A 9899-nucleotide genomic window follows, 5' to 3' on the forward strand; every position below is an offset into this window, starting at 1 on the left:
TGACGCAGCGCGCCGCGCGACCCTGGCGCGCGTGGACATCGCCCCGGAGACCGAAACGCTTTTCGGGTCCGGCGAGGCGGGCAACGCGCACCTGGCAGACGGCTGGCACGAGCCGCACCCGGGCGGCGTGTGGGCCGCCGGGCGGCTCTCCCGCCTCGTCTTCCGGGTGGACCCGCTGCCGGAGGGCGACGTGGAGGTGGAGTTCAGGGCGCGCTTCTTCGTGATGCCCGGGCGTCACGACGCCCAGGTGCTGGAGGCGGGCCTCGAAGGGGATGACGGCGGCAGACCGTCGCTGCGCCGCGAGTTCCGCGACGGCGCGGAGCAGTCCGTGATCCTGCGCGTGCCCCTCGCCCACCTGGAGCGCGGCAGGGGCCTCGCGGCCGTGCGCCTGGAGCATCACGCGCCCGCGCCCCTCAGCCTGACGGGGACAAGCGCCAGCGGACGGCTCATCTCCATGGAGCTTCGCTCCATGACCGTGCGCCCGGCGCGATGAAGTGAACCGCAGGGAGCGGACGCGTCCCTCTACGGATGGTTGAGATCCAGCTCCCGGGCGGCCTTGCCCGCGAAGCGGTAGGTGCCCCGTCCGGCGGCCTTGGCCTCGTACATGGCGGCGTCGGCGCGCTGGATGAGCGACTCGCCCGTGGCCCCGTCCCAGGGATAGAGGGCCAGGCCGATGCTGGCGCTCACCCTGGCCTGCGCGCCCTGCAAATCCACGGGCTGCCCCACGGCCTTGAGCATCTTGGAAGCCACGGCGGCCACGCCTTCGGGGGTCTTCACCTCGGGGAGCACCACGAGAAACTCGTCGCCGCCCATGCGGCCCACGGTGTCCGAACGGCGCAGAAGCCCCGCGATGCGCGCGGCCACCTGCTTGAGCAGCAGGTCCCCCGTGGAATGCCCCAGGTTGTCGTTGACCACCTTGAAGCCGTCCAGGTCCAGGAGCATCACGGCCAGCAGGCAGCCGCGCCGCTTGGCCTGGTTGAGACCCTGCTCCAGGCGGTCGGCCACGAGAAAACGGTTGGGCAGGCCGGTGAGGGCGTCGTGGTAGGCCATGCGCCGGATGGTCTCCTCGGCCAGGCGGCGCTCGGTGACGTCGCGCAGCATGATCACGTAGCCCGTGACGCCGCCCAGGGCGTCGCGGATGCCGCTCACCCGGGCGTCGAGGAAACGTTCGGAGCCGTTGGGGCTCACGGTGGCGCGGAAATGGTGGACCCCGCCCTTGCGCACCTGGGAGACGGCCTTGCGCATCCTGCCCTGGGGGACGCCCAGGCGTTTGTGGAAGTTCTCCACGTCCTGGCCGATGGCCTGGGTTTCGTCGAGCCCCAACAGGGTCAGTGCCGCCTGGTTCACGAAGGCGATGGTCTCGCCGTCGGTGGCGGCTATGCCCAGGTCCACGGAGGTGTTCAGGATGGTGTCCAGGTAGACGGTCTTCCGGGCGGCCTCGTCCACGGCCTGGCGCAGGAGGTGGTCCTTCTCGCGGATCACGTCCTTGAGCATCTCCACGTAGCGGGCCTCCATGCCCTTGACGATGTCGGACTGGGTGAGCATTCCGGCCAGGCGGCCTTCGGAATCCACCACGACAAGGCGTCGGATGCCGCGCTCGCCCATGAGGGCGGCGGCCTGGTGCACGGGGGTGTCGCGGTGGGCCGTGACCACGGGGGAGGACATCACGCGCTCCAGGGGGACGCCGGAGAGGTCCACGCCCTGGGCCAGGAAGCCCACCATGTCGCGCTCGGTGACGATGCCCGCCGGTTCGCCCTCGCGCAGGGCCAGCACGCAGCTGTAAGGCCCGCGCACCAGAAGCTCCAGTGCGGCGGACAGGCTTTCCCCGGCGTCCAGGGTGGCCACCTCGCGCACCATGATGGCCCCGATGCGCTTGACCTCCACGAAATATTCCACGCCCAGGTTGCGCACCATGTTGGTCTGCGTGACCATGCCCAGGGCGCGCCCGGCCGCGTCCACCACCACGAGGTGGCGGATGCCCTTTCCCAGGAGCATGGCAAAGGCCTCGGGGATGGGCATGTGCGCAGGCGCGGTGAGCACGGGGGAGCTCATCACCTCCCCGACCTTGCGCGTCAGAAGCCCCTTGCCGTGCCGGGCCATGGCCGCGACGACGCCGCGCTCGGTGAGGATGCCCACGGGGCGCCCCCTGCGCAGGACCACCACGGAGCTGATGCGGGCTTCGCGCATGCGCTCCAGGGCCACGCGCATGGTGGACCCGGCCGGAACCCCCAGCACGCCGGGAGTGAGGATGTCCTCCAGAGTGCTTTGCACGGTGTGCGCCTTTTCCTGCGGGATGGTCTGATTGCTCATGATGCGGGCACCTTGGTTGCTTTCCCTGCCACAGTTCGAAGTGATGGGCAACAAGACGGCCTTGCGAAAGGCGTTCCATCGTCCTTTTGCGGCAGCTTCCCGTCACCCTGCTCCTCCGGCCTTGCCTTTTCGGCCCGATTGGGCCAGGGGGAAACGTGAAACCGGCCGACGACCAACAACGCGCGAGCCATGCCATGAGCCAGAACACGCGAAAGCAGCACCCCCTGGAGTCCATCCGCAAGTTCTGCGTGGCCTGCATGGGCGGCTCCTACCTGATGGTGGCCCAGTGCCCCGAGACGGCCTGCCCCCTGCACGGACACCGCATGGGCAGCGTCGAGGAGGGCGTTTCGCGTCCGCCCGTACGCGCCGTGCGCCGCCAGTGCCTGGCCTGCTGCTGCGAAGACCGCGAACGCGTGCGCGCCTGCTCGGCCTCCCCCGCCTGCAAGCCCCCCTTCGAGCCCTGCCCCTTGTGGCGCTTCCGCCTGGGTTCGCGCCCGGAAATCTTCGAGCGCCGCAAGCGCAAGGCCAGGCGCACACTGCTGGTGCTGCCGGGCCTCTCCCTGGAGAAAAACCAGGAAAACCCGGCCACCTGACCCGCCGGACACGTCGTGGGCCTATTCTTCCCGCCTGGGCGGAGCGCCCTGTTGCGTTGCCCCGGCGTCCGGCTCAGGGTGCGAAGCCCGGCCCGCCGCATCCGGCTATTTTCCGAAAGAACGTGACAAGATGCCGATATCTCGGGAAGCGCCGGGCATTTTCTTCGCGCCGCATTGACGCGCCCTTCCCGATGGGGCATAGGCAGGGAAAGCCTGCCAGCCTCTGTCCGAATCCCAGGACGGCGCTCTCCTCCCCCCGCCGTCCGCTTTATCGGACGATCCCCGCCAATCCGGCGGACCGGACAGATTCATTCAGCCTAACCACTTGTTTTATTTGCCTTGGCTCAACGGGAAAGAGGTTTGGGTTTGTTTTCTTGCGAAGGAACGAAGCGGGCCTCCCGGAAACCCCGAGGCCATAAACACTCACAGGGTCCGGCCCCGGACGAGGCCTGGGGCGATTGGAGCAAAGATGCATCTTGACGCGCTGTTCAGCCCGAAGAACGTGGCCGTGATCGGCGCGTCCAGGACCCCGGGCAAGATCGGCCACACCATCCTCAAGAACATGATCGAGGCAGGCTATCCGGGCGAGCTCTACCCCGTGAACCCCAACGCCGAGAGCGTCCTGGGGCTTGCGGCCGTGAAGTCCGTGGAGGACCTGCCCACCCCGCTGGACCTGGCCGTGCTGGCCATCCCGCGCGACCAGGTGCCCGCCTCCCTGAAGGCCCTTGCCAGACACCATCTTCGTTGCGCCGTGGTGGTCTCGGCTGGCTACCGCGAGTCCGGCCGCGAGGGACTCAAGGTGGAGGGCGAGGTGGCCCGCATCTGCCGCGACCACGACATCGCCCTCATCGGCCCCAACTGTCTGGGCGTGCTCTCCACCACCGACGGCATCAACGCCTCCTTCGCGCCGGGCTTCCCCCGCAGGGGCAACATCGCCTTCTTCTCCCAGTCCGGCGCGCTGTGCGCCGCCATCCTGGACTGGGCCGTCGGGGAATCCATCGGCATCTCCAAGTTCGTGAGCCTGGGCAACAAGGCCGTGGTGGACGAAACCCACATGCTCTACGCCCTCTCCCAGGACCCGGAGACCAAGGTGGTGCTGGGCTATGTGGAGAACGTGGAGCACGGCGAGGCCTTCCTGCGCATGGCCCGCAAGATTTCACGCGACAAGCCCGTGATCATGCTCAAGGGCGGCTCCACCCCCGCCGGGGCCAAGGCCGCCTCGGCCCACACCGGGTCCATCACCGGCTCCGATCCGGCCTACGAGGCCGCCTTCCGCCAGACCGGCATCCTGCGCGCCCACACCGTCTCCGAAATGTTCGACCTGGCCCAGGCCTTTTCCTGCCAGCCGTTGCCTCAAGGACCGCGCCTCGCCGTGGTCACCAACGCCGGCGGCCCGGCCATCCTGGCCGCCGACGCCGTCGGCCGGTCGCTTCTGTCCATGGCGGCCCTCACGCCCCAGACCGTGGACACCCTGAAGGCGGACCTCCCAGCCGCCGCCAGCGTGTACAACCCCGTGGACATGATGGCCTCGGCCGAACCCGAGCGCCTGGAGCGCACCCTCTCCGTGGTCCTGGACGACCCCATGGCCGACTCCGTGCTGGTGCTGGTTGCCCCCACCGCCGTCACCGACCCCCGGGCCATGGCCCAGGCCGTGGTCCGGGCGGCCACCGGCTCCCACAAGCCCGTGCTCTGCTGCTTCATGGGCAAGGCCCTCATGGAGGACGGCGCGCGCCTGCTCAAGGAGTCGGGCTTCCCCTGCTACCCCTTCCCCGAGCAGGCCGTCACCTGCCTGGAGGCCATGTACCGCCACGGCGTGCGCCGTTCGCGCCCCTCGCCCGTGATGGCCAGCGTGGAGGGCCGCAAGGATCTCGTGCGCAAGGCCATCAAGGAAGCCCGCGCCCTGGGCATGACCGACATCCCCACCGAGGGCGCCCAGGCCGTGCTCAAGGCTTACGACCTCCCCGTGGCCCGCGCCCGCCTGGCGCGCACCTCCGACGAGGCCCTGGCCGCCGCCGCCAAGCTCGGCTACCCCGTGGTCTGCAAGGTGGCCTCGCCCCAGATCGCCCACAAGGCCGACGCCGGGGCCGTGGCCCTGAACGTGCGCACCCCCGAGGAGCTCAAGGCCGCCTTCCTGGAGATCACCGGCCACGTGAAGGTGCTCCGCCCCGACGCCCACGTCTCGGGGTGCATCATCCAGGAGCAGGCCCCCGCCGGGATGAAGGAAGTGGTCATGGGCTTCAAGCGCGACGACAACTTCGGACCGCTTTTGCACTTCGGCCTGGCCGGGGTCTACGTGGACGTGCTGGGCGACGTGTCCCACCGCCTGGCCCCCATCTCCATGGGCGACGCGCGCCAGCTGGTGCGCGAGATCGACGCCTACATGCTCCTCACGGGCGTGCGCGGCGAGCCCCCCGCCAACATCGAGGCCCTGGAGGACCTGGCCATCCGCCTCTCCCAGCTGGCCCTGGACTTCCCCGAAATCTACGAGGCCGATCTTAGCCCCGTCCTCGTGAACAACGAGCGCGCCGTCATCGCGGACGCACGCCTCATGCTGCTGCCGCGCTAGGCAAGGAGAGCGACCGCCATGCCAGGACTCTACATCGGCTCCACCGCGCCCTACTCGGGCAAGAACACCCTCTGCCTGGGCCTGGGGCTCACCCTGCGCAGGGAGGGCCACTCCGTGGGCTACTTCAAGCCCGTGGGCGCGCAGGCCGCCAAGATCGGCGACGCCTGGGGCGACCTGGACGCCAGGGCCGTCTGCCTGGCCCTGGACCTGGACACCGCCCCCGAGCTGGCCACCCCCGTGCTCGTCACCCAGGACTTCATGCACAAGGCCTTCTCCCAGGCCCCCTGCCAGGACAGGACCAAGGCCATCGCCACAGCCTACAAGAAGGTCTCCTCCGGCAAGGACGTCACCCTGGTGGGCGGCTCCGGGGGCTTCCTCACCTCCGGGCTCTACGCCTGCCTGGACGGCCCCACCGTGGCCCAGGCCCTGGACCTGCCCGTGCTCATCGTGGACCGCTGCGCCTTCGAGCTCAATTACGACATCCTGCTCTCCATCAAGGAGCGCCTGGGCGACAGGATGATCGGGTGCGTGCTCTCCGACGTGCCCGGGCACTACATGGAGGAGGTGAGCTCCGTGCTGGCCCCGTTCCTGGCCAGGCGCGGCGTGAAAGTGCTGGGCGTCATCCCCCACGACAGGCTGCTCAACTCCGTCACGGTGGAGTCCCTGGCCCAGCGCCTGGGGGCCACCATCATCTCCGGCGCGGCCAAGGCCCAGGACTCGGCCGAGAGCTTCATCATCGGGGCCATGCAGGTGGAGAACTTCCTCACCCATTTCCGAAAGCACCCCAAGGCGGCGGTGATCCTGGGCGGCGACCGCTCGGACCTCCAGCTGGTGGCCATCGAGGGACGCCCCGCCTGCCTGATCCTCACCGGCAACCTCTACCCCAACGACATCATCCTGGCGCGCGCCGAACACGCGGAAGTGCCCATCATGGTCGTTCGGGACGACACCTATTCCGTGGCGAAACGCATGGAGTCGCTCATCGCCAGGCACAAGCTGCGCGACCCCGGCAAATTCCAACAGGCATCCCAGCTGGTGGCGGCCCACGTGGACGTGGCCGCCGTCAAGAAGGGTCTCGGGCTCTAACCAACCCCATACGGACCAACGAAAGGAACCAAGGCAATGGCAAAGAAACTGATCAAGACCGTCGACGGCAACACCGCCACCTCCTGGGTGGCCTACGCCCTCTCCGAATGCGCCGCCATCTACCCCATCACGCCCTCCTCCAACATGGGCGAGATGGTTGACGAGTGGGCCTCCCAGGGCATGAAGAACATCTACGGCCAGACCGTGAAGGTCCGCGAGCTCCAGAGCGAGGCCGGCGCGGCCGGCGCGGTGCACGGCTGCCTGGCCGCCGGCGCCCTCACGAGCACCTACACCGCCTCCCAGGGCCTGCTGCTCATGATCCCCAACATGTACAAGATCGCCGGCGAACTCTTGCCCGGCGTCTTCCACGTGTCGGCGCGCGCCGTGGCCGCCCACGCCCTCTCCATCTTCGGCGACCATCAGGACGTGATGGCCTGCCGCCAGACCGGCTTCGCCATGCTGGCCGGCTGCTCCGTCCAGGAAGCCCACGACATGGCCCTGGTGGCCCACCTCTCGGCCATCGAGTCCAGCGTGCCCTTCCTGCACTTCTTCGACGGCTTCCGCACCTCCCACGAGGTCCAGAAGATCGAAGTGCTCGACTTCTCCGAGATCGTCGGCATGGTGAACCAGGAGAAGGTGGCCGAGTTCCGCGCCCGCTCCATGAACCCCGAGCACCCCCAGATCCGAGGCACCGCCCAGAACCCCGACATCTACTTCCAGGGCCGCGAAGCCGCCAACAAGTACTACGACGCCGTGCCCGGCATCGTGAAGGACGTGATGGCCAAGGTCTCCGCCGCCACCGGCCGCCCCTACAACCTCTTCGACTACTACGGCTCCCCCAACGCCACCCGCGTGATCGTGGCCATGGGCTCCTCCTGCGAGACCATCAAGGAAGTCATCGACCACATGAAGGGCGAGAAGGTCGGCCTCGTCACCGTGCGCCTCTACCGCCCCTGGTTCGCCGAAGCCTTCCTGGCCGCCCTGCCCAAGACCGCCAAGAAGATCACCGTGCTCGACCGCACCAAGGAAGCCGGCTCCCTCTACGAGCCCCTCTACCTGGACGTGGCCACCACCCTGCGCGACGCCAAGATCGACGCCCAGCTCCTGGGCGGCCGCTACGGCCTGGGCTCCAAGGAGTTCACCCCCGCCATGGTCAAGGCCGTGTTCGACAACATGAACGCCGCCAAGAAGAACCACTTCACCGTGGGCATCAACGACGACGTCACCGGCGCCTCCCTCGACGTTCCCGCCTTCGCCGACACCACCCCCGCAGGCACCGTGCAGTGCAAGTTCTGGGGCCTGGGCGCCGACGGCACCGTGGGCGCGAACAAGGAAGCCATCAAGATCATCGGCGACAACACCGACATGTACGCCCAGGGCTACTTCGCCTACGACTCCAAGAAGTCGGGCGGCATCACCGTGTCGCACCTGCGCTTCGGCAACGAGCCCATCCGCTCCACCTACCTGGTGAACGCCGCCGACTACGTGGCCTGCCACAAGGCCAACTACGTCCAGCTCTACGACGTGCTGGAAGGCATCAAGGACGGCGGCGCCTTCGTGCTCAACTCCCCCTGGACCCTGGAGGAGATGGAGAAGGAGCTGCCCGGCGACATGAAGGCCGCCATCGCCAACAAGAAGCTCAAGTTCTACAACATCGACGCCGTGAAGATCGCCCAGGGCGTGGGCCTCGGCGGGCGCATCAACATGATCATGCAGACCGCCTTCTTCAAGCTGGCGGGCGTGCTGCCCTTCGAGAAGGCCGTGGAGCTGCTCAAGAAGTCCATCCACAAGGCCTACGGCCGCAAGGGCGAGAAGATCGTCAACATGAACATCGCCGCCGTGGACCAGGCCGCCGCCGCCCTGGTCGAGGTGCAGTACCCCGCCTCCTGGGCCACCGCCTCCGGCCAGATCGCCGGCTGCTGCTCCAAGCTGCCCGACTACGTGGCCAAGATCGCCAAGCCGGTGCTGGCCCAGAAGGGCGACGCCCTGCCCGTCTCCCTGTTCGACCCCTCGGGCCTCATGCCGCTTTCCACCTCGCAGTACGAGAAGCGCGCCGTGGCCATCAACGTGCCCGAGTGGATCAAGGAAAACTGCATCCAGTGCAACCAGTGCGCCTTCGTCTGCCCCCACTCCGCCATCGTGGCCGTGCTGGCCGACGACGCCGAGAAGGCCAAGGCCCCTGCCTCCTTCGAGACCCTTCCCGCCCAGGGCAAGGAACTCAAGGGCATGCACTTCCGCATCCAGATCAACACCCAGGACTGCCTCGGCTGCGGCAACTGCGCCGACATCTGCCCCTCCAAGACCAAGGCCCTGGCCATGAAGCCCATCGAGACCCAGCTCGATCCCCAGGTCGCCAACTTCCAGTTCGCCGACACCGTGGCCTGGAAGGAAGGCCTGCTCAAGCGCGACTCCGTGAAGGGCTCCCAGTTCTACAAGCCCATGATGGAGTTCTCCGGCGCCTGCTCCGGCTGCGGCGAAACCCCCTATGTGCGCGTGCTCACCCAGATGTTCGGCGAGCGCATGATCATCGCCAACGCCACCGGCTGCTCCTCCATCTGGGGCGCCTCGGCTCCCACCACGCCCTACTGCGTGAACTCCAAGGGACACGGCCCTGCCTGGGGCAACTCCCTGTTTGAAGACTGCGCCGAGTTCGGCTTCGGCATGGGCTTCGCCGTGGCCCAGCGCCGCGAGACGCTCAAGGCCAAGGTCGAGGCCGCCATGGCCGAGGCCACCGGAGAACTCAAGGACGCCATGGCCGCCTGGCTCGAAGGCTTCCTCGACGCCGCCAAGTCCGCCGCCGCCGGCGACAAGATGAAGGCCCTGCTGGCCGGCATGTCCGCCAAGTCCGACGCCCTCAAGGCCATCGAAGCCGACGCCGACCTCTTCACCAAGAAGTCCATCTGGTGCTTCGGCGGCGACGGCTGGGCCTACGACATCGGCTTCGGCGGCCTGGACCACGTGATCGCCTCCGGCGAAGACGTGAACATCCTGGTCATGGACACCGAAGTGTACTCCAACACCGGCGGCCAGTCCTCCAAGGCCACGCCCACCGGGGCCATCGCCAAGTTCGCCGCCGCCGGCAAGCGCACCCGCAAGAAGGACCTCGCCCGCATCGCCATGACCTACGGCAACGTCTACGTGGCCGCCGTGTCCATGGGCTACAACAAGCAGCAGCTGATGAAGGCCTTCGCCGAGGCCGAGGCCTACCCCGGCCCCTCCATCGTCATCGCCTACGCGCCCTGCATCAACCAGGGCCTCAAGCGCGGCATGGGCAAGACCCAGGAGCAGGCCAAGCTGGCCACCGCTTCCGGCTACTGGCCCCTGTTCCGCTACAACCCGCTGCT

The 9899-nt window shown here is 68.2% G+C and carries 6 protein-coding genes; 5 read left to right on the forward strand and 1 reads right to left on the reverse strand.

Annotated elements, in window-relative coordinates; genetic code table 11:
- Nucleotides 1–493 (forward strand): hypothetical protein (locus ACV4UX_RS14925; protein ID WP_491594074.1); only part of this gene is annotated, 493 nt, incomplete at its 5' end.
- 29 nt (nt 494–522) lie between these two features.
- Here the strand turns inward: ACV4UX_RS14925 and ACV4UX_RS14930 are convergent.
- Nucleotides 523–2310, reverse strand: coding sequence for a diguanylate cyclase domain-containing protein (locus ACV4UX_RS14930; RefSeq protein WP_491594075.1), 1788 nt, complete (start codon nt 2308–2310; stop codon nt 523–525).
- Nucleotides 2311–2504: 194 nt separating this feature from the next.
- On the opposite strand from ACV4UX_RS14930, the gene ACV4UX_RS14935 reads away from it, so the two are divergent.
- The 4 genes from ACV4UX_RS14935 to nifJ all read left to right on the forward strand — a co-directional run.
- Nucleotides 2505–2903, forward strand: a complete 399-nt coding sequence (locus ACV4UX_RS14935; RefSeq protein ID WP_491594076.1) for a restriction endonuclease — start codon at nt 2505–2507, stop codon at nt 2901–2903.
- A 469-nt stretch (nt 2904–3372) separates the two neighbouring features.
- The gene (locus ACV4UX_RS14940; RefSeq protein ID WP_491594077.1) at nt 3373–5469 is read left to right on the forward strand and encodes an acetate--CoA ligase family protein; all 2097 of its coding nucleotides are present in this window, start codon (nt 3373–3375) and stop codon (nt 5467–5469) included.
- 18 nt (nt 5470–5487) lie between these two features.
- The gene (locus ACV4UX_RS14945; RefSeq protein WP_491594078.1) at nt 5488–6555 is read left to right on the forward strand and encodes a DRTGG domain-containing protein; all 1068 of its coding nucleotides are present in this window, start codon (nt 5488–5490) and stop codon (nt 6553–6555) included.
- A 36-nt stretch (nt 6556–6591) separates the two neighbouring features.
- Nucleotides 6592–9899 (forward strand): pyruvate:ferredoxin (flavodoxin) oxidoreductase (gene nifJ / locus ACV4UX_RS14950; RefSeq protein WP_491594079.1); only part of this gene is annotated, 3308 nt, incomplete at its 3' end.

The sequence above is a fragment of the Fundidesulfovibrio sp. genome (genome assembly GCF_058402725.1).